The 21124-nt window shown below is 66.3% G+C and carries 20 protein-coding genes; 10 read left to right on the plus strand and 10 right to left on the minus strand.

Annotated features, from left to right (window positions below; genetic code table 11):
• The first annotated feature begins 36 nt into the window (after positions 1–36).
• Entirely contained in the window at positions 37–678 is a 642-nt protein-coding gene (locus tag C0J29_RS09275; protein WP_371872373.1) for a TetR/AcrR family transcriptional regulator, read from the plus strand.
• Here C0J29_RS09275 and helR read toward each other — a convergent pair.
• Positions 615–2828: an RNA polymerase recycling motor ATPase HelR gene (gene helR, locus C0J29_RS09280; RefSeq protein ID WP_242460399.1), complete on the minus strand. Its 2214-nt coding sequence runs from the start codon at positions 2826–2828 to the stop codon at positions 615–617. The two genes, C0J29_RS09275 and helR, sit on opposite strands and share 64 nt — an antisense overlap.
• A 167-nt stretch (positions 2829–2995) precedes the next feature.
• Here helR and C0J29_RS33655 point away from each other — a divergent pair, with 167 nt between their 5' ends.
• Positions 2996–3406, plus strand: a complete 411-nt coding sequence (locus C0J29_RS33655) for a CD225/dispanin family protein (protein WP_065162317.1) — start codon at positions 2996–2998, stop codon at positions 3404–3406.
• Here the strand turns inward: C0J29_RS33655 and C0J29_RS09290 are convergent.
• The 3 genes from C0J29_RS09290 to C0J29_RS09300 form a co-directional block, all read right to left on the minus strand.
• Positions 3403–3960 carry a TetR/AcrR family transcriptional regulator gene (locus tag C0J29_RS09290; RefSeq protein WP_120792137.1) on the minus strand — a complete coding sequence of 186 codons (558 nt, stop codon included), beginning with the start codon at positions 3958–3960 and terminating at the stop codon, positions 3403–3405. The two genes, C0J29_RS33655 and C0J29_RS09290, sit on opposite strands and share 4 nt — an antisense overlap.
• On the minus strand, positions 3957–4280 hold the full coding sequence (locus tag C0J29_RS09295; protein ID WP_120792138.1) for a DMT family transporter: 324 nt from the start codon (positions 4278–4280) through the stop codon (positions 3957–3959). Before C0J29_RS09295 ends, C0J29_RS09290 begins: the two co-directional genes overlap by 4 nt.
• Before the next feature lie 85 nt (positions 4281–4365).
• The gene (locus tag C0J29_RS09300) at positions 4366–4920 is read right to left on the minus strand and encodes an HD domain-containing protein (protein ID WP_231513297.1); all 555 of its coding nucleotides are present in this window, start codon (positions 4918–4920) and stop codon (positions 4366–4368) included.
• A 183-nt stretch (positions 4921–5103) separates the two neighbouring features.
• Between C0J29_RS09300 and C0J29_RS09305 the strand changes: the two genes are divergently transcribed.
• Positions 5104–5529, plus strand: a complete 426-nt coding sequence (locus C0J29_RS09305) for a DoxX family protein (protein WP_120794642.1) — start codon at positions 5104–5106, stop codon at positions 5527–5529.
• Here C0J29_RS09305 and C0J29_RS09310 read toward each other — a convergent pair.
• The 3 genes from C0J29_RS09310 to C0J29_RS09320 form a co-directional block, all read right to left on the minus strand.
• Entirely contained in the window at positions 5522–6250 is a 729-nt protein-coding gene (locus C0J29_RS09310; RefSeq protein WP_065043022.1) for a hypothetical protein, read from the minus strand. The genes C0J29_RS09305 and C0J29_RS09310 overlap by 8 nt on opposite strands.
• Positions 6250–7080, minus strand: coding sequence for an oxidoreductase (locus C0J29_RS09315; protein ID WP_120792140.1), 831 nt, complete (start codon positions 7078–7080; stop codon positions 6250–6252). Before C0J29_RS09315 ends, C0J29_RS09310 begins: the two co-directional genes overlap by 1 nt.
• Before the next feature lie 73 nt (positions 7081–7153).
• Positions 7154–7417, minus strand: a complete 264-nt coding sequence (locus C0J29_RS09320) for a hypothetical protein (protein ID WP_120792141.1) — start codon at positions 7415–7417, stop codon at positions 7154–7156.
• A 177-nt stretch (positions 7418–7594) separates the two neighbouring features.
• Here C0J29_RS09320 and C0J29_RS09325 point away from each other — a divergent pair, with 177 nt between their 5' ends.
• Positions 7595–8293 carry an MspA family porin gene (locus C0J29_RS09325; RefSeq protein ID WP_162951609.1) on the plus strand — a complete coding sequence of 233 codons (699 nt, stop codon included), beginning with the start codon at positions 7595–7597 and terminating at the stop codon, positions 8291–8293.
• A 33-nt stretch (positions 8294–8326) separates the two neighbouring features.
• Here the strand turns inward: C0J29_RS09325 and C0J29_RS09330 are convergent, their stop codons facing one another.
• The 3 genes from C0J29_RS09330 to C0J29_RS09340 all read right to left on the minus strand — a co-directional run bounded on the left by C0J29_RS09330 (position 8327) and on the right by C0J29_RS09340 (position 11908).
• Positions 8327–8992, minus strand: coding sequence for a nitroreductase family protein (locus C0J29_RS09330; protein ID WP_120792142.1), 666 nt, complete (start codon positions 8990–8992; stop codon positions 8327–8329).
• Positions 8979–10508, minus strand: coding sequence for an Hsp70 family protein (locus C0J29_RS09335; protein WP_120792143.1), 1530 nt, complete (start codon positions 10506–10508; stop codon positions 8979–8981). Before C0J29_RS09335 ends, C0J29_RS09330 begins: the two co-directional genes overlap by 14 nt.
• Positions 10509–10630: 122 nt before the next feature.
• Positions 10631–11908, minus strand: coding sequence for a cytochrome P450 (locus C0J29_RS09340; RefSeq protein WP_120792144.1), 1278 nt, complete (start codon positions 11906–11908; stop codon positions 10631–10633).
• Positions 11909–12133: 225 nt separating this feature from the next.
• On the opposite strand from C0J29_RS09340, the gene C0J29_RS09345 reads away from it, so the two are divergent.
• From C0J29_RS09345 to C0J29_RS09370, 6 genes are all read left to right on the plus strand, one after another.
• Positions 12134–15451, plus strand: a complete 3318-nt coding sequence (locus C0J29_RS09345) for a LuxR family transcriptional regulator (RefSeq protein ID WP_120792145.1) — start codon at positions 12134–12136, stop codon at positions 15449–15451.
• Positions 15452–15693: 242 nt separating this feature from the next.
• Positions 15694–16467: an MlaE family ABC transporter permease gene (locus tag C0J29_RS09350; protein WP_120792146.1), complete on the plus strand. Its 774-nt coding sequence runs from the start codon at positions 15694–15696 to the stop codon at positions 16465–16467.
• The gene (locus tag C0J29_RS09355) at positions 16464–17267 is read left to right on the plus strand and encodes an ABC transporter permease (protein ID WP_065043015.1); all 804 of its coding nucleotides are present in this window, start codon (positions 16464–16466) and stop codon (positions 17265–17267) included. The genes C0J29_RS09350 and C0J29_RS09355 overlap by 4 nt, the downstream gene beginning before the upstream one ends.
• Positions 17268–17286: 19 nt before the next feature.
• Positions 17287–18708, plus strand: a complete 1422-nt coding sequence (locus C0J29_RS09360) for an MCE family protein (RefSeq protein WP_120792147.1) — start codon at positions 17287–17289, stop codon at positions 18706–18708.
• 24 nt (positions 18709–18732) lie between these two features.
• On the plus strand, positions 18733–19755 hold the full coding sequence (locus C0J29_RS09365) for an MCE family protein (protein WP_120792148.1): 1023 nt from the start codon (positions 18733–18735) through the stop codon (positions 19753–19755).
• A complete protein-coding gene (locus C0J29_RS09370) occupies positions 19752–21041 on the plus strand; it encodes an MCE family protein (protein ID WP_120794643.1) in 1290 nt (429 codons plus the stop codon). The genes C0J29_RS09365 and C0J29_RS09370 overlap by 4 nt, the downstream gene beginning before the upstream one ends.
• The last annotated feature ends 83 nt before the right edge of the window (positions 21042–21124 follow it).

A 21124-nucleotide genomic window follows, 5' to 3' on the forward strand; every position in this document is an offset into this window, starting at 1 on the left:
GGCTATGTACTCGTTATGCATTAGTCTCACGCTACGATGAAACAGATGGCCAAGAAGGCGGTGACTCCCGGGCCGCGCGACGAGCGCGGGGTGCTGCAAGCACGAATCCTCAACTCCGCCAGGCAGGAATTCGCCACGCACGGCTGGGCGGGGACCACCATCAGGGCTGTCGCCCGCGCCGCCGACGTCGATCCAGCGCTGGTGTATCACTACTTCGGTTCCAAGGAGCGCCTGCTCGACGCGGCGACCGAGCCGCCGGCCAAATGGCTGGAGACCGTCGCCGCGACGTGGGCCACGCCCCGCGCTGAGTTGGGCACCCAGCTGGTGCGGGCCGTGCTCGGCGCCTGGGCCGACGACGAGATCGGCCCGGTATTGCGCGCCGTGGTGCTGACGGCTGCGCACGACGAGCGCACCCGGGAGAAGCTGCGCGCGGTGGTCGAGCGCAGCCTCATTGGCGGATCGACACTGGGTACCGACGAGACGGATCGGTTGCGGCGCAGCGGGTTGATCGCCAGTCAGCTGATCGGCTTCGCCCTGATTCGCTTCATCTGGAGAATCGAACCCGTCGCGTCGATGTCCGAGGAGGACGTGGTAGCCGCCGTCGCGCCCAATATTCAGCGGTACATCGACGGAGACGTGGTCGCCAGGCCGGCCAGTACCGGGGGCAGCGGTTCCTGATGCAGGACGCCGAGGCGTTGCGTGGCGCGGGTGAGCGCGACGTAGAGTTCGGCGGCGCCGCGTGGGCCGTCGGCGAGTATCCGCTGCGGATCCACCACCAGAACGGCGTCGAATTCCAGCCCCTTGGTCGCCGACGGAGGCACCGCGCCGGGAACGCCGGGTGGCCCGATCACCACGCTGGTGCCCTCGCGGGACTCCTCGTACTGCACGAATTCTGCTATGGCCGAAGCCAATTGGCCTTCTTGTAGCTGCCGCGACCACGGCGGGACACCGCATGCGCGGACCGACTCGGGCGCCACGACATCGGGTGCGAACTCAGCCAGCAACGCCGCGGCGACGGCCATGATCTCCGCCGGCGTGCGGTAGTTCACGGTCAGCGACCGGTACACCCAGCGGTCGGGCACATACGGTCGCAGCATCGCGTCCCAGGACGTCGCTCCGGCCGCGGACCGTCGTTGTGCGAGATCGCCGACCACGGTGAAGGATCGGGCCGGGCAGCGTCGCATCAACACCCGCCAGTCCATTTCGGACAGTTCCTGCGCTTCGTCGACCACCACATGCCGGTAGGTCCAATTCCGTTCCGCCGCAGCACGTTCCGCCAGTTCACGCAGGTCGTGTTCGACGAAACGGTCGGCCAGGTCCGCGCCATAGAGCAGGTCCTGCGCGAGCAACTGGTCTTCGTCGTCCATCAGGTCTTCCCGGCTGACCATGAGGTCGAGCACCCCGGCCGCATATGCCGCCTCTTCAGCCTGCTCGCGTTCAGCGGTCCGTCTGGCGAGTTCCTCGGCTTCCTTGTTGACGCCCAGCAGGTCCACGAGTTCGTCCAGCAGGGGCACATCGGACACCGTCCACGCATCGCCGACTTCCCGCCACAGCGCTGGATCGGCACCGGCCGCGCGCAGCCTTTCTGGTGACTCGAACAGCGTGGACAACAGCGCATCCGGAGTAAGTATCGGCCAGAGATCGTCGAGGGCGGCGGCGAACGCGGTGTTGTCCGCGAGTTCCTCGATCAGCTCCTCGCGAAGCTTCTCCCACGCGTCCCGGTCCGACCGGGTCAGCCAGCCCCGCCCGATCTTGCCGATCGCGCGCTCGGTCAGGACCCAGGTGACGATGTCGGTGAACGCGGCGCGGGCCGCGTTGTGCGGCAGCCCGGTGTCGCGCGCTTCCTCCCTGGCCCACTGCGCCGTCTCGGCGTCGATGCGCAAAGTCACATCGGACAGCTTGATGAACAGCGGATCCTCCGGCAGCCGTTGGTGATCGGCGATCGCGGCGGCGAGCACATCGAGGATTTTCAGGGAACCCTTGAGGCGCGCGGCCGTTGGCTCGTCTTCGTCGGTGATGTGCAGTCCGGGAACCAGGTCGCCGATGGTCATGAAGACCACGGTGGATTCGCCAAGTGATGGCAGGACGCGGCTGATGTGGTCCAGGAACGCCGGATTGGGACCGATGACCAGCACGCCGTGGCGTTCCATCCGCTCGCGCTGGGTGTAGAGCAGATAAGCGACGCGGTGCAGCGCGACCACCGTCTTGCCGGTGCCGGGACCGCCCTCGATCACCAGCACGCCGGAGTGATCCAGGCGGATGATCGAGTCCTGTTCGGCCTGGATGGTTGCCACGATGTCGCGCATCCCGTCGCCACGGGGGGCGTTGATGGCGGCGAGCAGGGCTGCGTCGCTTGAACTTTCGCGCTGGTCACCGTCGCCCGGCCGGCCGAGCACTTCGTCGGTGAAATCGACGACGCGACGTCCGCGGGTGTGGAACTGGCGGCGCCGCCTGATGTCCTCCGGGTTGGCGGCGGTGGCTGTGTAGAACGGGCGTGCCGCCGGCGCCCGCCAGTCGATCAACAACGGTTCGTACTCGTTGTCCTCGTCGAGCAGGCCGATGCGTCCGATGTAGGCCCGGCTGCCCGAAATGCCGTCCAGCCGACCGAAACACAACCCGTCGTCGGCGACATCCAGTCGCTTCATCCGCCGCGCCAGTGCCCGCACCTCGACATCGCGATCCATCGGCGTCTCGCCGTCGCCCCGCAATGCGGTGCTGTACCTCGACTTCGCCTGCGCCCGTTCAGCGTCGAGCCGGGCGTACAGGCCGGTGACGTAGTCCTGTTCCAACCGCAGTTCGTCGTCGAAGTTGGTAGCTGACTCCCGCAATTCACCCCCCAATCCATGGACCCCAACTCAAGCAGCGCGTCCGGCCAGCACGTCCGGCCAGCAATTGTGCGGCATGGACCGGGCCTTGCCGCAAGCCCCCGGAGCCGTTATAAGGTGAAAAGGGCTTGAAAAAGGCTTTGAGCTCCAACTCGTCGTCTGGAGTCGCCATGACCGGACCGCCGCCCGACAATCCGTACGGTGGCTACCAGCCGCCCGAGGGTTATCCGCCATATCAGGGCGGCGGTTACCAGCCGCCACCACCGCAAGGGCCCTATGGCGGCTACCCGCCGCCGTCGCCGCAGCCTTATGGCGGGTTCTCTCCACAAGGGCCCTACGGGCAGCCGATGAAGCCCAACAACTACCTGGTGTGGTCGATCATCACGATCTTCCTGTGCATGATCCCGGGCATCGTGGCCACGGTGTACTCCAGCAAGGTTGACGGGTTGTGGGCGCAGGGGCGCTGGGCAGAGGCGAGCAGGTCCGCGAACACGGCCAAGACGTGGGCCATCGTGGGAACGGTTCTCGGCGGGCTGCTGTGGTTGTCCTATCTGGGCAGGATCGGCTCCCACGTTTCCTAACGGCCGTCCGCCAGTCGGGTGATGGCGTCGGTCAGTGCGTCGGTGCTCAGCGGGGTGCCGGTCGCCAGCGGATGCAGCATGGCGCCGTCGAGAAACACCGCGATGGCGTCCGCGGCCCGTCGTCCGACGCGCGGTTCCAGCAGTGCGACGAGACCCTCGTTCCATATCCGGGCCAGGGGCCGCAATTCATCCCGGTAACTCGCTGCCAGGTACAACTCGTTGAGGGTCCGATACTGGTCGTGATCGACCAGGAAGTCGGCGGTGAGCCGCGCCAGCACGGCGGGCAGGTCGGCGTCGGCGTCCAGTTCCCGACGCCACTGCTCCAGCTGCTCGGTCGAGGCGGTGGCTGCGTGCGCCAGGGCGGCTTCCCGCAGTTCGCCCAGGTCGGCGAAATAGTAGGTTGTCGACCCCACCGGGACGTCCGCCTCGGCCGCCACCAGGCGGTGCGTCAACTGGCCGAGCCCGCGGCGGGCGATCACCCTGGTGGCCGCCTCGACGATCGCCTGACGGCGACCGGCCGGGTCGCGCGGCCGGCGTTCGGGTGCAGCACTCAATGCGCACCGCCGAGGTTCAGCGTGACCACCCCGCCGATGATCAATCCGACACCGATCAGCTTCGCCGCCGACAGGGGTGACCCGAGGAAGACCACCGCGATGAACACGATGACGGCCGTCCCGATCGCCGACCACAACGCGTAGGCGACGTCGGTCTGCATTCCGCGCGAGATGGACAGCGCAAGCAGCGCGAACGACACCGCGTAGCCGAGCAGGCAGATCACTGTGGGCCACAGTCGGGTGAAACCTTCCGTGCTCTTGAGCAGGCTGGTCGCCGCGACCTCCGCGAAGATGGCGACCAGGAGGAACGCATAAGCCACGACAACTCTCCCTTGTGCACAGATGTACATGTACAAATGTACACTAGCACTGTGGCGGGTGGTGGCGTGGCGTGCTGCGCGAGCGTCAAGCGCCCCAGCGGCCGAGCGCGGCCATCTGTTCCAACCGGGTGATTCCGCCGTCGAGACGTTCGCGCAACACCTCTCCGGCCATCGTGTAGGGCAGTGCCGCCTCGGGACTGCGCTGGGCCTGGGCGGCGATCGCGTCCATCAGTGACTTCGCCATCGATAGACGCGGGTAGCGAGCGTGGATGGCAGCGGCCGCCTGCTCATCAATGAAGTCGGCGTTGCGCCCGAAGTCGATTCCGACGCCTCCGTTGACCAGGTAGCAGATGGGCCCGCGGCGCTGGGCGATTCCGAACGAACTGTGCAACGCAATCGCTTCCCATACCGCATCGACCACCGCCCGGTCGCAGCCCTGCTCGGTCAGCAGCTTCGCCGCCAAATCCGCGCCTTCGACCTCGAAGCGCTCTTTGCCGGCGGCGGCGGTGCCGGCGCCGAGATCGTGCAGGACGCAGCCCAGGAACAGCGTCTCGCTGTCGAAATCTGATCCGGGTTGCAGGCCTTCGTGTGCGGCGAGCAGTTCGCCGAACAGGTAGCTGCGGACGCTGTGGTTGAACACCGCCGACGACTCGGTGGAGCGAGCTAATTCTATTGCAGCACAAGCGACTTGGGAGTCAATGAGGGAAGGTATCGTTTGCATGAGCACGACTGTACGAGCCGCGGCGGTGTGGGCGTGAGTGGCGCAGCAGACACCGATCCCACTATTTCGGCCATGCCGGGCCGCGACCGTAACGTGGGCGCCATGACGAACGACCTCAACCACCGCGTGGCCGGCGCGTCGCCGGCAGTCCTGAGTCTGTTCCGGTTGGTCTACGGCCTTCTCTTCGCCGGCTACGGCTCGATGATCCTGTTCGACTGGCCCGTTCCATCCGGGCATCCCATCCGGGTAGGCGACTGGCCGGGCTGGTATGCCGGCGTGATCGAACTCGTCACCGGGCTGTTGATCGCTCTCGGGTTCTTCACCCGCGTCGCTGCGTTCGTGGCCTCCGGCCAGATGGCGGTCGCGTACTTCTGGATGCATCAACCGCTGGCGCTCTGGCCGATCAGTAACCCGCCCGACGGCAACGGAGGAACTCCGGCGATCTTGTTCTGCTTCGGCTTCCTGCTGCTGGTCTTCATGGGGCCGGGCCGGTACGCGGTGGACGGTAAGCGGTTGCGGCTCAGATGATTCCGGCGACGCGTTCGCTGCAGTAGGTCCGTCTGGGCTGGGGGAAGGTGACCGTGCGCGCTCCCGAGGGGCAGGCCGAGGTGTCCACCGTGTTGTCCAGCCGCGTGGTGATTCGAACGACGGTGCCGCCGGCGCCGCAGCTCACCGCGCGGATGGTCTCGCCATTGTGATCGGAGGAATAACAGTGGCTGACAAGGAGATTGGGTATGAAGCAGCGCCGCGAACCGTCATGCTCTACGGATAGATACGAGCTGCTGTCCAGCTTGCCGTCGGGACAGTTCCCCCCGGCGTCCGCAGTGGCGGCATATTCCAGCACTGCTTCCGGACTGCTGCAGCTCTTGGACTTCCAGCGCTGCTTATCCAGGATTTCGTTGGTGAAGCAGTCGCCGACCGCCAGTCGGGAACTCCGGCCGGCGGCCAGGGCCACCGTGCCGACGACGCCGAGGGCGCTCAAGGCGAGAAGCACGACGCCGGTGACGATCAAACCGGTGCCGGACTTGCGCGGCGGCTGCGGCACCGGCGCATAACCGCCACCGGGATAGCCGGGGAACGCGGGGGGATAACCGGCCGGGTACCCGGGCAGGTAGCCCGGCGGGTAACCGATGGGGCCCTGACTGCGCCGCGCCGAACGATTCCGCAATCCGATGATCAGCAGGGGCACACCCAGCGCAGTGCAGACCAGTGCGCCGATGACTCCCGCCGCCATCACCGCTGCCTGCATCAGCTGTCCAGGTTGGTGCTGGTAGTGAACTCTTCCCACGCCGAAATCTCGGCCGCTCGGCGTTCGGCGATGTGGCGGTAGGAGAACAGGGCATCCTCGCCGAGCAGCAGGAACGCAGGGGGCTCGTCGGACTCGACTGCCGTGATGATCACCCCGGCCGCCTTGGCGGGATCACCGGCCTGACTGCCGTGCATCGTGTCGTTCTCGATGCGACGTCGCCCGGCGGTGTCGGCGTAGTCGTCGATGACGGCGGACGACTGGGTCAACGAACGCCCGGCGAAATCCGTTCGGAAAGCCCCGGGTTCGACGACGGTGACCGAAATGCCCAGCGGCGCAAGCTCACCATGAAGTGCCCCGCTCATGCCTTCCACGGCGGCTTTGGCCGCCGAGTAGTAACCCGATCCCACCGGTGTCAGCTGTACGCCGATGGAGGAGATGTTCACGATCGCACCGGAGCGGCGCTCCCGCATGCCCGGCAGCACCGCCTTGATCATCGCGACGGTGCCGAAGAAGTGAGTCTCGAACAGGGCGCGCACATCGTCGTCGTCACCTTCTTCGATGGCGGCGCGATACCCGTAGCCGGCGTTGTTCACCAGGACGTCGATGCCCTCGAACCGCTCCTGGGCCTGCTGTACCGCGGCGCTGACCTGTTCGGTGTCGGTGACATCGAGGGCGACGGCCAGCGTGCGCTCGGATGCGGTGTCGGCCAGGTCGGCGATTTTCGAGATGTCGCGTGCGGTGATGACGACGTTGTGGCCGGCGTCGACAACCGCTTCGGCGAGGGCGCGGCCGAGGCCGGTCGAGCAACCCGTGATGAGCCAGGTGGACATCGGCGACTTTCCTTCCGGTCGAAGGCGTTAAAGCCAGCAGGCGGAACGGAATTCGCGACGTGTCTCGGTCGGCTCAGAATCCCATCTTCTGGCACTTGACGTTTCGGTTCTGACAGTACATTCCGCTACCGGTCCATTCCTTCGGCCCGGGACCCTTCTCAGTGGCGTCCCGGTCACGGGGATCGATCGTCAATCCCGGAACGATGATGAGCAGATCGTCGATGATCTGAGGCGCCGCATCCTCCGGGTCGGCGCGGGCCACGCCGGCGCTGCCCACCAGCGCCGTCATCGCGATCAGGACGGCCAGCAGTGCTGAAGCGAACCTGTGACGTGTCATTGGTCGCCCTCCCTGCCGATGGGCACGATCCCGGCTACCTGCGGAGTCTACTCGCCACGCGGTTTGTCCAGCCTCCCGTTTTTGCATCGCGAACCAGCCACAAACGTGCAACGACTTCGAGTTGCCGCCCCGGCCAAACCCGAGAGCGATCGGCCCGTGCTTAGCGTGGAGGCCGTGATGCCGATGTTCGCGGTTGTTCGCCGTGCTGCGGTATTCGCTGTGTGCCTTCTCTTGATGACGCCCGCGGCTGCGGCGGCCGCCCAGCCCGGCGCCGAACCGGTGTCAGGCACGGGGTCGCCGGCCGACGGGGTCCTGCCCCCCGGCACGCCCGCGCGGGTCAACACCCCCGATGGCTGGACGCTGGCCCTCGGCGCGAAAGACGAGAAACAGGTTCCCGTCGCGCCGCTGACCACCGCGGCGTCGTCCCGCGAATACCTGTCCAGCGGAGTCTTCGTCGCGTCGCTGATCGGGCCCGAACCGCCGCACGGCATCTTGGAAGTGGGCTACGAGATCGGCTGCGGGATCGACATGAGCACCGCCAACGGCGTCACCATGGCCAACGGCGGCGGCATCGCTCCGTCGCTCGGTGCGGAGCTGCCCCTGGGGCCCGGCCAACCGCCGGTGCTGCTGCCGCTGATCACCGGCTCGTATAACGGGGTCGTCAGCGTGGGCATGAAGCCCGGCTTCGTGGTTGTGGTGCCGGTGGTGCGGAAAGAGTTCAAAGGTCCGAACCCCTGGATCATGATCAGCGACTTCCACATCAAGATCGACGGATGCGTGGGCCAGTCCTTCATCCGCTCGTACTCCACACTGACCCGCATCACCGATGAGTCTGACGTGGTGGTGTCCTACGTCGGCACCACCAAGGCCGTCTGAGGGGCAGTCTGAGAGGCCTTCTGAGAGGCCGGGTCAGCCGGTGAAGGCCCCGCCGTCGAAACGGTCCAGGGTGACGAAATCGGGGACCGGGCGGCGGCGCAGTTTGGTCAGCTGACGCGGAGGTTTTCCGAGCGGCACCAGTGCCGCGATCGCGTGTGTGCCCGGAATTGCCAACAGCTCGCGGATCGCGTCTTCGCGTGGGATGGCCATCGTTGTGATGGTGCCGCCATAGCCTTCGTAGCGGGCGGCCAGCAGGATGCTCCACACCAGCGGGTAGACCGAGGCTCCGCCGGCGAGCCCGACGCGGTCCAGCCCCTGATCCAGGGCGGCCACCACGGTCAGGTCGACGGAGACGACCAGGACGACGGGGGCGTTGATCATCGGAGCGACAAACGTCTGGGGAATTTCGGTGTCATCGATGACGTCTTGCGGCACCGCGCTGGGATGCACCGGATTCCAAGGGTTCTCACCGGCCGTCAGCTGGGCGAAATAGCGGCGGGCGGCGGGCGCCCCGAATTCCGCCAGCCGGCGGCGGGTGCCGGCGTCACGCACCACCGTGATGTGCGCGCCCTGCCGGTTGCCGCCGCTGGGCGCGAACCGGGCGTTGTCGAGGATGCGGTACAAGACGTCGTCGGGCAGTGGATCGTCGGTGAATTCCCTTGCGGCGAAAGTGCTTCGCAACACGTCATAGAACTCCATGGCCCCGCCGTTCCAGCCTAAAGGTGCGTTGAATGCCGGTCGGCTGGGTAGTGACGGTGACTTCCACCGCGCCGGTAGGCGCGACGGTGTAGATCTCCTCGACGTCAGGTCCGTCGTGCCAACGGCCCACCGGTTGGCACCCCAGATCGTCACGGTCGCTCAGGGCCGGGTCGAACGGGAACAGAACGGGATCGTAGGGCGTGACGTCGCCGTCGGGACGTCCGTTGACCACGCGGCTGCACTCCACGAACCGGAAGTGCCCGATGTTGTGCGCGGCCCGGTACTTTCGGCTGACGACCAGCGGGGTGCGGCCGTCGGCGGGAAGTGCGGCGTCTTTGGGCACGATCGGGTCGAAGACCACGTCCGCTCCGGCGTGCGCCTCTCGGAACACCCCGAAGTGCCGCGAAAATCGTTCGGACAGAACAAAACCCGACTCGGTGTCCAGAAAAACAGCGAGTCCGATCGCCGTCGCGGCGAACGGGTGCGGTGAGCGCTTGACCCGCTTGTCGCCGAAACTCGCGCGCAGCATCCGCGAAACGATCGGAAAGCTGCCCGCACCGCCCACCACATAAATGCCCGCCACCTCCGACCATGGGACGTCCCTGCCGTCACCCACGGGGTCGTGCAGGACGCGCCCCAGCAGCTCCGTCGTCTTGTCGACCAGTGATGCGCACGCCGCATACACGTCGTCGATCGGACAGGAGAACGGTGGCCGGTCGACGCCGTCGATGACGCTGAGGTCTACCAGGAAACGCCGGGTCTGTGGGCCGACCGCCTCCTTGCGCGTGGCGCACTCTTCCACGAGCAGTTCATAGGGTGCGCCCTGCAGCGTCGGCAGCTGTGAGTCGGCCAGCACCAACTGCGCGATCGCGTCGTCGAAGTCGTCACCGCCGAGGCGCTGAATTCCCTCGCTGACCACAACCTCGTTGACGTGCCCGGCCATCTTCAACAGCGAGGCGTCGAACGTGCCGCCGCCCAGGTCGTAGATCAACACATACTCGCGTTTGGCCGTGATCGTGGAGCGGTACCGATGCGCGTACTCCAGTCCCGCGGCCGACGGCTCGTTCAACAGCGCGACGACCTCGAACCCCGCCGCGGCGAAGGCGTCAAGGGTCATAAAGCGTTGGGCGCTGGACGAATTGGCGGGCACGCTGATCGCCGCCTGCACGGCCTCACCGCTGGCGGCACCGGCGTTCGAGCGCTCGATCAGGTCGCTTTTCAGTTGCGCCAGAAACCCGGCTAGCAGATCGGCCAATCGGTGTTCACGGCCGGCCAGTTGCACGGTGGTCTGCGGCCCGGCGTCGTTCAGCAGTCGCTTGAACGACCGGAGCACCTCCCAGCCCGGCTCGTGGCGCACGGCCGCCGCATCCAACCCGAAGCGCAACTCGCCGTCGGCGCTGGCCGCGATCAGCGACGGCCACGCGTCGACACCGTCGTAGGCGACGACCGGGTAATTGCCACGGTCGACAATCGCTGCGACGGTGTGGGTGGTGCCGAAGTCGATACCGACTCTCATTCCGCACAATTCTAGGGACCGGCAAGGCAGTTCGACACCAGCAGGCCCCGGAAACCGTTTAACGTCCGCGGTTACCGCGTCAGAGTCGCGGCCCGGTTCGCGAGGACTCGCTGCGATTCGGCCTAACGTTGATGGCTGGCTGAGGACAACTCGTGGTTTCGAAGGAGTGGATCGAATGCGATGGGTACGCTCAGCGGTCCGGTCAGCGCGGTCAGCGGTTTCCACGGGGCCGCGCCGGTTCGGCGGGCATTGGGCATGCGGCGGGTGATGACCGACAGAGCCTCGGCCAACTCGAGACGGGCAAGATTTGCTCCCAGGCAGTAGTGCGTGCCGGCGCCGAACGTCTGGATCGCGGGGGCCCCCACCCGGCGGATGTCGAGCCGATCGGGATCGTCGTAGACGGTGGGGTCACGGTTGGCAGCCCCTGTGTTGACGACGACCAAGGTGCCCGCCGCGATGGTGAGACCCGCAAGATCGACGTCTTCTACGGCAGTACGCAAAGTGATCAGCGTGATCGGCGAATGGCGGATGACCTCCTCGACAGCACTGAATGCCAGTTCCGGATGCTGACCGAGCAGTGTCCATTGACCGGGGTGGTCGCACAGCACGTGTACCGCCGCGGCCAACTGGTGGCGAGTGGTGTCGTTGCCTCCCATCAGCAGGGCGGCGACGAGCATTCTGAGTTCGTCGGAGCTGAGGCGATCGCCGTCGTCTTCGGCGCGGATCAGTTCGGAGATCAGGTCGTCGGTCAAAGTGTGGCGCCGCTGGGCGAGCATGTCGTCGAGGTAGGCGTCCAGGGCATCCCAGGCGGTGAGGATGGCCGGCGCTTCGGCAACGGCGTCCCAGCTGAAAGCCTTGATGATGACATCTGCCCAGCGGGAGAACAGTTCCCAGTCTTCGGGCGGTGCGCCGAGTAGTGCGCAGATGACCTGGATCGGGTATTGACGCGCGATATCAGTGACAACGTCGCAGTGCCCGCGAGGGGTCTGCCGGTCAATCAGTCCGGTGATGATGTCGACGACTACTGTGCGCAGTCGCGCGGTCGCTTTAGGTGTGAAGGCTCCAGACACCAATCGGCGTAGCCGGCGGTGTTCATCCCCGTCGAGGCTCAGAATGTTGGCCGCGACGCGGTCCCACAGGGGTCCGGAGGTGACGCCTTGCGCGGCAAGGAACATTCCTGGCGGCACCCGGAATCGGGGGTCGCGGAGCACGGTCCGCACCAGGTCATAAGTCAGCAACTCGGGTCCGTACGGACCGATCGCGATCGGGCTCTGCTCACGGGCCTGGCTGATGATTGCGTGGGCTTCGTCGGGATGTTGAGCGGCTGCGTAGTTGATCGTCGGCAGCCCGGCTTCGAAAACATTTGGGCCGCTTGTGCGACCACGCACAATCTCGGTCATGGCGCTCCTCCGCTGGCGGGTTGTCGATTCGGCTGACTCGACTGTGGCGTTTCCTCGGCGCCGGATCGTCAGGGAGAACGCGTAATTGACGTCGCCGGTCGTCGCTGTGTTCTTTCGGGTTTCCGCACGATCGGCCCGACAGGTCGGCTGCTTCGAGGACGTACGGGCGTCGAGTACGGGATTTCACTGATGTTTGCCGGTGGCAGCCCCTAGATCCTGGCTAGCATGACGGAAACTGATCTGCGCGCGGACATCCCGCCGGTGGACTGGAGTGTGTTGGGCGTGGGCGAGCTGCCAACCGGGACGGTGACGCTGCTGCTTGCAGACGTCGAGGGCTCGACGCGGTTGTGGGAGACCCAACCCGAGGAGATGACGGCGGCCCTCGCGCGCCTTGACCGCACGCTGGTTGACCTGCTTTCCACCCACGGCGGAGTGCGACCGGTCGAGCAGGGGGAGGGCGACAGCTTCGTCGTCGCGTTCGCCCGCGCGAGCCAGGCGGTCGCGTGCGCCTTGGATTTGCAGCGGGCGCCGTTGGCCCCGATCCGGTTACGCATCGGCGTGCATTCCGGCGAGGTGCAACTGCGCGATGAGGGTAACTACGTCGGAGCGACGATCAACCGCGCGGCACGGCTGCGCGATCTGGCTCACGGTGGACAAACGGTGGTGTCCGGCACCACCGAGGATTTGGTAGCCGACGCGCTTCCAGCTGACGCGTGGCTGACCGACCTCGGCAGGTACGAGTTGCGCGGAATCGCGCGAGCCGAGCGGGTGGCGCAGCTTTGCCAACCCGGTATCCGCAATGACTTCCCGCCGCTGAGAACATCGAAATCCGCTGCCGCTGAGCATATGCCGGTGCAGCTCACCAGCTTTGTCGGGCGTGACGTCGAAATCGACGGCGTGCGACGGACCCTGGCGGACGACCGGCTGGTCACCCTGACCGGCGCCGGCGGTGTGGGCAAAACTCGGCTTGCCATACAGGTTGCGGAACAAGTGGCCGCCAACTTCGCCGATGGCGCGTGGTATGTCGACCTCGCGCCGATCACCGACCCCGATCTCGTGCCGGTCGCAACAGCGGGTGCCCTCGGCCTGGCGGATCAGCCGAGCCGCTCGACAACCGACGCGTTGATCCGGTTCGTGGGGGACCGACGGACGTTGGTGGTACTGGACAATTGCGAACACCTCCTCGATGCGGTTGCCTCGCTTACCACCGCGCTGTTGACCGCCTGCCCCGCCTTGACGTTGTTGGCGACCAGCCGCGAGCCGATCGACGTGCCCGGCGAGGTGACCTGGCGCGTGCCGTCCCTCTCACTCGACGACGATGCGGTCGCGCTGTTCCTGGACCGGGCGCGGCGAGCGCGATCCGACCTCCGGATCGTCGACGACGATGTCGAGACGGTCAAAGAGATCTGTCGCCGCCTCGACGGCATGCCGCTGGCCATCGAGTTGGCTGCGGCTCGGATGCGGGCGTTGTCGCTTGACGAGATCGTGGGCAGTCTGCATGACCGGTTCCGGTTGCTGACTGGCGGCAGGCGCACTGCAGTGCGGCGACAGCAAACGTTGCGCGCGTCGGTGGACTGGTCACACGCGCTGTTGACGGAATCGGAACGGGTGTTGTTCCGCAGGCTTGCGGCGTTCATGGGGGGCTTCGATCTCGTCGCCGCGAGGGCCGTCGCGGGGGACACCGATATCGAACGCTTCCAGGTCCTCGATCAGCTCACGCTGCTCGTGGACAAATCTCTTGTGGTGGCCAACAACACCGGGGGCCGAAGCCGGTATCGCCTGCTGGAAACCGTTCGCCAGTACGCTCTGGAGAAGCTCGACGAGTCGGGCGAGGCGGCCGAGGTGCGAGCCCGTCACCGCGATTACTACACCGCGATGGCGGCGGCGCTCGACGCGCCGGCCGCCACCGGACACCAACGCAGAGTCGAGCAAACAGAATCGGAGCTCGACAACCTGCGGGCGGCCTTCGCCTGGAGTCGGGAAAGCGGCGACATCGAATTGGCATTGCAGCTCGCGTCGTCGCTGCAGCCGCTGTGGCTGACACGCGGCCGCCTGCGCGAAGGAATGAGCTGGATCGATGAGGCGCTGGCGGACCTGGGCAGGATAGACCGCGAGGTCGCGCCGGCAGTGCTGGCGAGGGCGCTGGCCGACGCGGCGCTGTTCGACGGGTGGGTCGGTGTGCCGGAGCGCAGGGAGCAGGCCAACGAGGCGCTCGCGATCGCCCGCCAACTCGACGACCCATCCCTGTTGGTCCGTGCCCTTACCGCCTGCGTCGGTACGGGCGCCTTCAATCCCGAACAGGCGGCGACATACTTCGCCGAGGCCATTGAGTTGGCCCGCGATCTGGGCGACAAGTGGAGATTGAGCCAGCTGCTCGGCTTCCAGGCGTACGCGGCCGCCATGGCAGGAGGCGCTATCTCCGAGAGCGCGGCCGTCGAAGGGCGCGACCTCGCCGACTCGATCGGTGACCGAGTCGCCTCGGGTCAGTGCCGGCTTTGGGGTATCGCCGGCGGGCGGGCGATGCGCGGCGAACTCCAAGGCGCCGAGGACGAATTACGGGAACTACTCGCCGATGCCGAGGCGGCCGGCGATCTGTTGACCAAGTTCAACGCCCTGATGGCGCAAAGCTTCGTGCTGGGATGGCACGGCAACACTGCCGCGGCGCTCGCCGCCGCCGAAACGGCGGTCGAGTCCGCCGCCGAGCTCGGGGCAGCGATCGAGGGACTCGGCTATCTCGCGTTGGGTTGGACGCTCCTGGCCGCGGGAGATGTTGCGGCCGCCAGGAATACTCTCGCTGCGGCTTACGGCCGCATCCCGGACGCCGGCTGGTCTGCAACGAACTTGATGTGGAGAGCCGAAACGGAACTCGCGGCGAACGATCTCGTGGCGGCCCGGCTCTGGGCCGATCAAGCGGTGTCGGCAACTGCGGGATATCACCGAACGCTCGCGCTGAATACTCATGCCCGCGTGGTCCTTGCCGAAGGCCACCCGGAGAGCATCGAGGAGGCCGAAAGGGACGCGTACCAAGCACTGGCGCTTGCGGCCGATTGCGGGGCACGGCTGGGCGTGCCCGACGTTATCGAAAATCTTGCGGGGCTGGCCGCCCGAGCCGTGAGTTACCGGGAAGCGGCCCGACTCTTCGGTGCGGCAACAGCAATCCGGCAACGCACCGGCGAGGCCCGATACAAGATCCACCAAGCCGACTACGAGGCCGCAGTTGCGGCGGTCCGAGATGCCATGGGCCAGAGCGACTTCGACGCTGCCCACGCCGAGGGCGCCGCGCTGTCGACCGGGGAGGTGATCGCTTACGCGCGGCGCGGTCGCGGTGAACGTAAGCGCCCGTCCTCCGGCTGGGCTTCGCTCACACCCACAGAACGCGACGTCATACGCCTCGTCAGCGAGGGGCTGAGCAACAAAGACATCGCCGCAAGGCTTTTCGTCTCACCCCGCACCATCGAAACCCATCTCACACACGTCTACACCAAGCTCGACTTGTCTTCGCGGGTGCAACTCGCGCAGGAAGCCACCCGACGCGGATCGTGAACTGATGGCCGGGGAACGAGAACCACAGAACTCTGAGATGCCGAGGGTCAGGTGATCGGTTTCGGGCCGCCAGCGCGCGCCGTGAGTGGGGAGCGCCGCGGAATAGGCGGAAATAGTTGGGAGCCAGCCAGTACGCAAGTGTTTTCGGGGACGTAAGTTGGCGACCTAAGACCCTAGTGAGGCGGCGCGCGCGTTACGCAAGCTGAACCGGCCGGCATCGCGCAAAGTAGAGGAAGCCGCCGATGGTTTCAGTTGAGTTGGAGAGGGTCACCAGGCCGCTGCGAGCGGTCGGCGAGTTCTTCGCGATGTCACTGGACACGCTGGTGGCGATGTTCAAGCTGCCATTTCCGTGGCGCGAATTCCTGCTGCAGAGCTGGTTCGTCGCACGGGTCTCGCTGATTCCGACGCTGCTGCTGACCATTCCGTTCACGGTGCTGGTCGTATTCACCCTCAACATCCTGCTGGTGGAGTTCGGCGCCGCCGACTTCTCCGGCACCGGGGCGGCCACCGCGTCGGTGACCCAGATCGGGCCGGTGGTGACGGTTCTCGTCGTCGCCGGTACCGGAGCCACCGCAATGTGTGCCGACCTCGGTTCCCGCGCGATCCACGATGAGCTCAACGCGTTGCGGGTGATGGGCGTCGATCCCATTCGCCGGCTGGCGGCGCCCCGGGTGTTGGCCGCCACCGTCGTAGCCGTGTCCCTGGTGTCGCTGGTGACCCTGGTGGGGCTGGCCGGCTCCTTCGTCTTCTCGGTGTTCGTTCAGCACGTCACCCCGGGGGCCTTCGCCGCGGGCCTGACGCTGATCACCCACCTGCCCGATCTGATCCTCGGACTGGTCAAGGGAGCGCTGTTCGGGATGGCGGCGGCCCTGATCGCCTGCTACAAAGGCATTTCCGTGAGCAAAGGGCCGCAAGGTGTGGGCAACGCCGTCAACGAGACGGTCGTCTACTCCTTCATCGCCCTGTTCCTGATCAACATCGTCGCCACGGCGGTCTTCTACACGGGGCCGCAATGAGTTTGGTGGCGAGCTGGAATCACGTTGGCGCCCAGGTGGCTTTCTACGCCCGGACGTTCACCGAGATGCGCACGGCCTTCCGGCGGTACGGCAGAGAGATGGTACGACTCGTCGCCCAGATGAGCATGGGAACCGGTGCGCTGGCAGTGATCGGCGGGACGGTGGTCATCGTCGGCTTCCTGACCCTGTCAACCGGAGCCGTCATCGCCGTGCAGGGCTACAACCAGCTCTCGGGCATCGGCGTGGAGGCGATGACCGGCTTCATCTCGGCCTACGTCAACGTCCGGATCATCGCACCGGCCGTGGCCGGCGTGGGTCTGGCCGCCACCATCGGAGCCGGTTCCACCGCGCAACTGGGGGCGATGAGCATCGCCGATGAAATCGACGCGCTGGAGGTGATGGCTGTCCGGTCGGTGGCCTACCTGGTCTCCACCCGGGTGGTGGCCGGAGTCGTCGTGGTGATCCCGCTGTACTGCGTGGCCGTGGTGTGCGCCTTCCAGGCCGCACGATTCGGCACCACCAGGCTGTACGGGCAGTCCACCGGGGTGTACGACCACTATTTCCACACCTTCCTCAACTCGATCGACCTGCTCTGGTCATTCGTCACGGTGATCGTCGCGGCGATCGCAATCATGTTGGTGCACACCTATTACGGCTACACCGCCCGCGGTGGGCCCGCCGGAGTCGGGGAGGCGGTGGGCCACTCGGTACGCACCTCCCTGATCGTGTTGACCCTTGTGGTGCTGGCGATCTCGCTGTCTGTCCACGGCCAGTCCGGTCACTTCAACTTGTCGGGCTAGCGGGCAGATCGGGGTAGCCATGCAGGAATCACGCCCGGGGGGAATGCATCCCGCGTGGTGGACCCTGATACTGCTCGTATCGACCATCGGCGTCGTCGTGGCGACCTCGGCGCTGTTCAGCGGGTCTTTCAAATCGTATGTTCCGGTGACCTTGATCTCGGACCGGGCGGGTCTGGTCATGGATCGCGGCGGCAAGGTCAAGATGCGTGGCGTGCAGGTGGGCCGGGTTGGCGCCATCAGCACCGGCAAAGACGAGGTACGCATCAGGCTGGACATGTACCCGGGGGAGATCAGATACATCCCGGCGAACGTGCGGGCCCGCATCCGGGCGACCACGTTGTTCAGCGCGAAATACGTTGACCTGGTGTACCCCAGCGATCCGGATCGCCGACGGCTGGCCGCCGGCGCGGCGATCAAGGTCGACAGTGTCGGCACCGAGGTCAACACGATGTTCGCCAACCTGGTCAAGGTACTGAGCCAGATCGACCCGGCCAAGCTGAACGGGGTGCTCTCGGCGCTGGCCGACGGTCTGCGCGGTCACGGCGCAGCCATCGGCCAGGGCATCACCGACGCCAATGAGGTGCTACTGGCGGTCAACCCGCGAGCGGAGACCATCCGCGCCGACACCCGTGCGGCCGCAACGGTCGCCGACACGTACAGCGCTGCCGCACAAGACATTCTGCGGGCACTGGACGGCGCCAGTGTCACGGGCTCGACCATCTCGGACGCACCCGACTTGGATGCGTTGCTGGCCAACGTCATCGGGTTGTCGCGCAGCGGTATCCAAGTTCTGGGAGCGAACCGGGACAACCTGATTCGAGCCGCGAACCTGCTGGAGCCCACCACGAGCCTGCTGATGAAATACAACCCCGGGCTGACGTGCATGCTGGTCGGCGCCAAGCTCGCCCTGGATACCGGCTACCTGGAGGCCACCGGAGGCGCGAACGGGTACTCCCTGGTCATCGACAGCACTCCACTGTTCGGCGCCGATCAATACCGATATCCGCAGAACCTGCCGATCGTCGGGGCAAAGGGCGGCCCCGGAGGAAAGCCGGGTTGCGGCTCCCTGCCCGATGTCGCCGCCAATTGGCCGCTGCGGCAACTCATCACGGACACCGGCTGGGGAACGGGCCTCGACATCCGGCCCAATCCGGGCATCGCGTTCCCGGCGTACGCCGATTACCTCCCCATCACCCGGGGGGTGCCCGAGCCGCCCAGCATCCGTTACCCGGGCGGGCCGGCGCCGGGACCCATCCCGTATCCCGGGGCGCCGCCCTACGGCGCCGCGCAATACGCCCCGGACGGGACTCCGCTCTACCCGGGGCTGCCGCCGGCGCCCCCGCCCGGTGCGCCGCGTGAATCCGGCCCGGCGCCACCGGGATCCGAGCCGTTCGTGCCACCGGCGCCCGCCCAGGTGCAGCCCACCCCGAGCGGGCACTAGGACATAGGAGCAGCCCACGTGAGAATGACTGTGCTAGGCGCGATCTGGCGGCTCGCCATCTTCATGGCCGTATGCGTGCTGGGCCTGGTCGCGATGCTGGCCATCTTCGCCGACCTGCGGTTCGGTAAAGAGAAGCAGTACCGGGCGTCGTTCAGCAATGTCTCGGGGCTGGAGGCCGACAACTTCGTGCGCATCGCCGGAGTCGAAGTCGGCCAGGTCAAGAAGATCTCGATTCAGGACGACGGCACCGCGCTGGTCGACTTCAGCACTGACGATTCCGTGGTATTGACCGAGAGCACCCGGGCGGTCATCCGGTACCAGAATCTGATCGGCGGTCGTTATCTCGCTCTCGAGGAAGGGGGCGGCGGCACAAGGCAACTCGCACCCGGCGGGACGATCCCGCTGACCCGGACCGCTCCCGCACTGGATCTGGACGCCCTGATCGGCGGCTTCCGGCCGCTGTTCCACGCGCTGGATCCCAACCAGGTCAACGTGCTGTCCAGCGAGCTGATCAAGGCATTCCAGGGTGAGGGCGCCACCATCAGCTCAGTCCTGGTGCGCACCGCGGCGCTGACGAACACGCTCGCGGATCGGGGCCGGCTGATCGGGCAGGTCATCGCCAACTTGGACACCGTGCTCGGATCGCTCGGCGACCAGAGTACCCAGTTCGCCAAAGCCGTTGACGCCCTGTCGCAATTGCTGGCCACGCTGGCTGACCACAAACAGGACCTCAGCACGTCACTGGCCTACACCAACGCGGCCGCCGGCTCCATTACCGATCTGCTGGCACGGGGACGGCAGCCGCTGGGGAAGACCTTGCACGAGTCGGACCGGATAGCGGGTCTCGTCCTGGCCGATCACGACTACTTCGACGATCTGCTCAACACGCTGCCCGATGCCTATCAGATGCTCAATCGGCAGGGCCTACACGGCGACTTCTTCAGCTTCTACCTGTGTGACCTGATCTTGAAAGTGAATGGCAAAGGGGGGCAACCGGTTTACGTCAAGGTGATCGGTCAGCCGTCGGGGAGGTGCACGCCGCGATGAAGTATTTCTCGGAGCGCAATCCGCTTATCGTCGGCGCGGTCGGGGTGGTGGTCGTCGCCGCGGCGGTCGTGACCGCCCTGACGTACAGCAAGCTGCCGTTCTTCAAGTCCAATAAAGAGTATTCGGCCTACTTCGCCGAAGCGGGCGGGCTGCTGATCGGGACCGCGGTGCAGGTCTCGGGATACAAGGCGGGCAAGGTCGACAGCATTGCCCTGGACGGGCCGCGGGTGCTGGTCACCTTCGAGGTCGACAAACATATCCGGCTCGGCGAACGCAGCGAGGCATCCATCAAGACCAAAAGCCTGCTGGGTGCGAAGATCCTGGAGGTCACCCCCCGGGGCGACGGCAGGCTGCGCGGCCCGATTCCGCTCGAGCGCACCACATCGCCCTACCAGCTACCCGACGCACTCGGGGATCTCGCAGCGACGATCAGCGGACTGGACACGAACCGGCTCTCCGAATCACTGGGCGTGCTGGCGGACACCTTCTCCGGCACCGCGCCCGATCTCAAGGTCGCGCTGAGTGGGGTAGCCCGGTTCTCCGCGGTACTGGCCGACCGGGACGCGCAACTGCGAAACCTGTTGTCGAACGCGAACAAGGCGACGACGGTGCTTGCCGAGCGCAGCGACCAGATCGTGCGTCTGGTCGCTGACACCAACGCGGTCCTGGCCCAATTGCGCAGCCAGAGCCGTGCGCTGGACGAGCTATCCGGCAACATCGAGGCGGCGAGCCGTCAACTCAAAGGCTTCATCGCCGAAAACCGGCAGACCCTCAGGCCGACGCTGGACAGGCTCAATGCGGCGCTGGCGATCGTCGACAATCGCAAAGAACGGATTGCGCTGGCCATCAAGAAGTTCAATGATTATGCGCTGTCGCTGGGCGAGTCCATGTCCACCGGACCATGGTTCAACTTCTACATCGCGAACCTGATCCCGGGCCAGTTCATTCAGCCCTTCGTCGACGCCGCGTTCTCCGACCTCGGTCTGGACCCCAATGTGCTGTTGCCTTCACAACTCACCGACCCGGAGGTCGGGCAGCCCGGCACCCCGGCACTGCCGATGCCGTACCCGCGCACCGGCCAGGGCGGTAAGCCGCGGCTGACCCTTCCCGACGCCATCACCGGCAATCCTGGCGATCCCCGCTATCCCTATCGGGAACCGCCACCCGCACCGCCGCCCGGCGGACCGCCACCGGGACCGCCGGCCTTGGCACCCGGTCAGACCGCCCCGCCGCCGGTACCCACTCACCCGCCGGTGTTCGTGCCTGCTCCGGGGGAACCACGATGAACAGCAACATTATTCGCATCAAGTCGGGTGTTCGTGTCGGGTCTGGTTTTCGAATCGGACCGCTTATTCGAATCGGACCGTTT

Source organism: Mycobacterium paragordonae (assembly GCF_003614435.1).
In the GTDB taxonomy this organism is placed as follows: Bacteria; Actinomycetota; Actinomycetes; order Mycobacteriales; family Mycobacteriaceae; genus Mycobacterium; species Mycobacterium paragordonae.

Excerpts from the sequence above, each read along its gene's own strand:
- C0J29_RS09355 (WP_065043015.1), top strand. The coding sequence starts at position 16,464 with ATGAGTTTGGTGGCGAGCTGGAATCACGTTGGCGCCCAGGTGGCTTTC.
- C0J29_RS09305 (WP_120794642.1), top strand. The coding sequence starts at position 5,104 with ATGACGAACGACCTCAACCACCGCGTGGCCGGCGCGTCGCCGGCAGTC.
- C0J29_RS09360 (WP_120792147.1), top strand. The coding sequence starts at position 17,287 with ATGCAGGAATCACGCCCGGGGGGAATGCATCCCGCGTGGTGGACCCTG.
- C0J29_RS09330 (WP_120792142.1), bottom strand. The coding sequence starts at position 8,992 with ATGGAGTTCTATGACGTGTTGCGAAGCACTTTCGCCGCAAGGGAATTC.
- C0J29_RS09335 (WP_120792143.1), bottom strand. The coding sequence starts at position 10,508 with ATGAGAGTCGGTATCGACTTCGGCACCACCCACACCGTCGCAGCGATT.
- C0J29_RS09350 (WP_120792146.1), top strand. The coding sequence starts at position 15,694 with ATGGTTTCAGTTGAGTTGGAGAGGGTCACCAGGCCGCTGCGAGCGGTC.
- C0J29_RS09315 (WP_120792140.1), bottom strand. The coding sequence starts at position 7,080 with ATGTCCACCTGGCTCATCACGGGTTGCTCGACCGGCCTCGGCCGCGCC.
- C0J29_RS09320 (WP_120792141.1), bottom strand. The coding sequence starts at position 7,417 with ATGACACGTCACAGGTTCGCTTCAGCACTGCTGGCCGTCCTGATCGCG.
- C0J29_RS33655 (WP_065162317.1), top strand. The coding sequence starts at position 2,996 with ATGACCGGACCGCCGCCCGACAATCCGTACGGTGGCTACCAGCCGCCC.
- C0J29_RS09325 (WP_162951609.1), top strand. The coding sequence starts at position 7,595 with ATGCCGATGTTCGCGGTTGTTCGCCGTGCTGCGGTATTCGCTGTGTGC.
- C0J29_RS09340 (WP_120792144.1), bottom strand. The coding sequence starts at position 11,908 with ATGACCGAGATTGTGCGTGGTCGCACAAGCGGCCCAAATGTTTTCGAA.
- C0J29_RS09370 (WP_120794643.1), top strand. The coding sequence starts at position 19,752 with ATGAAGTATTTCTCGGAGCGCAATCCGCTTATCGTCGGCGCGGTCGGG.
- C0J29_RS09310 (WP_065043022.1), bottom strand. The coding sequence starts at position 6,250 with ATGCAGGCAGCGGTGATGGCGGCGGGAGTCATCGGCGCACTGGTCTGC.
- C0J29_RS09365 (WP_120792148.1), top strand. The coding sequence starts at position 18,733 with ATGACTGTGCTAGGCGCGATCTGGCGGCTCGCCATCTTCATGGCCGTA.
- C0J29_RS09275 (WP_371872373.1), top strand. The coding sequence starts at position 37 with ATGAAACAGATGGCCAAGAAGGCGGTGACTCCCGGGCCGCGCGACGAG.
- C0J29_RS09345 (WP_120792145.1), top strand. The coding sequence starts at position 12,134 with ATGACGGAAACTGATCTGCGCGCGGACATCCCGCCGGTGGACTGGAGT.